This window comes from Burkholderia sp. LMG 13014, assembly GCF_905232215.1.
Classification (GTDB): Bacteria; Pseudomonadota; Gammaproteobacteria; order Burkholderiales; family Burkholderiaceae; genus Burkholderia.
This window is the reverse complement of the sequence record NZ_CAJNKE010000911.1, coordinates 1-1,665: the sequence shown is the minus strand read 5'-3', so window position 1 is coordinate 1,665 and position 1,665 is coordinate 1. Positions and strand designations below refer to the sequence as shown.

The following is a 1,665-nucleotide window of genomic DNA, read 5'->3' as shown; positions in this document are numbered from 1 at the left end:
ACGACGGCACGGCCGGAAAAGGGCGGCCTGCCGCGCGCGACCCGAGTCGCCTCCCCGAGCGTTTCGAATCGGCTGCGTGGATCACGCGCACCGCGCTGTGCGTCGAAGTGCGCAACGGCATCCTGTACCTGTTCATGCCGCCGCTCGCCGCGCTCGAGGATTATCTGGAGCTGCTCGGCGCGATCGAGCTGACCGCGCACGCGCTCGGCGTGAAGCTCGTGCTCGAAGGCTATCCGCCACCGCGCGACGCGCGGCTGAAGCTGCTGCAGGTGACGCCCGACCCCGGCGTGATCGAGGTGAACATCCATCCGGCCGCGAACTTCGACGAGCTGGTCGATCACACCGAATTCCTGTACGACGCCGCGTGGCAGTCGCGGCTGTGCAGCGAGAAGTTCATGGTCGACGGCCGCCACGTCGGCACGGGCGGCGGCAACCACTTCGTGCTCGGCGGTGCGACGCCGGCCGACAGCCCGTTCCTGCGCCGCCCGGATCTCCTGGCGAGCCTGATCGCGTACTGGCACAACCATCCGTCGCTGTCGTACCTGTTCTCGGGGCTCTTCATCGGGCCGACGAGCCAGGCACCGCGCGTCGACGAGGCGCGCAACGACCAGCTCTACGAGCTCGATATTGCGTTCGCCGAGATCCAACGCAACAAGCTGCTGTTCGGGCAGGACATGCCGCCATGGCTCGTCGACCGCGTGCTGCGCAACCTGCTGATCGACGTGACCGGCAACACGCACCGCAGCGAGTTCTGTATCGACAAGCTGTATTCGCCCGACTCGTCGACCGGCCGGCTCGGCCTGCTCGAACTGCGCGCGTTCGAGATGCCGCCGCATGCACGGATGAGCATCGTGCAGCAATTGCTGCTGCGCGCGCTGGTCGCCCGTTTCTGGGCCACGCCGTACACCACGCCGCTCACGCGCTGGGGCACCGCGCTGCATGACCGCTTCATGCTGCCCGAGTTTCTTCAGATGGATTTCGACGACGTGCTGACCGAATTGCGCGATGCCGGCTTCGCGTTCGATCCGGCGTGGTTCGCGCCGCACTTCGAATTCCGCTTCCCGCTGTTCGGCCAGATCGCGGTGAACGGGATGCAGCTGTCGCTGCGCGGCGCGCTGGAACCGTGGCACGTGATGGGCGAGGAGGGCGCGCCCGGCGGCAACGTGCGCTACGTCGATTCGTCGGTCGAACGGCTCGAAGTGCGCGTGACGGGGTTGAACGACAACCGGCACGTCGTGACGGTCAACGGGCGCGCGCTGCCGCTGCAGCCGACCGGCACCGTCGGCGAGTACGTTGCGGGCGTGCGCTACAAGGCGTGGTCGCCGCCGTCCGCGCTGCATCCGACCCTCGGCGTGCACGCGCCGCTCACGTTCGACATCGTCGATACGTGGCTGCAGCGTTCGCTCGGCGGCTGCCGCTATCACGTCGCGCATCCGGGCGGGCGCAACTATGCGACGTTCCCGGTCAATGCGTACGAAGCCGAGAGCCGCCGGCTCGCACGCTTCGTCGAGATGGGGCATACGCCGGGGCGGATGGATGTCGCGGCTGCCGCGCCGAGCCGCGAATTCCCGTTCACGCTCGACCTGCGGCGGCCGTGACCGGACGATGACAGGACGGACGACGATGCGCGGTTCGCGATACCCGGCGGTTCCGGTCGCTGGCGGC

The 1,665-nt window shown here is 68.4% G+C and carries 1 protein-coding gene; it reads left to right on the top strand.

Annotated features, from left to right (window positions below; all coding sequences use genetic code 11):
• A partial coding sequence (locus tag JYJ84_RS36065; protein WP_205190243.1) for a transglutaminase family protein occupies positions 1-1,598 on the top strand: 1,598 nt, incomplete at its 5' end.
• Positions 1,599-1,665: the final 67 nt, after the last annotated feature.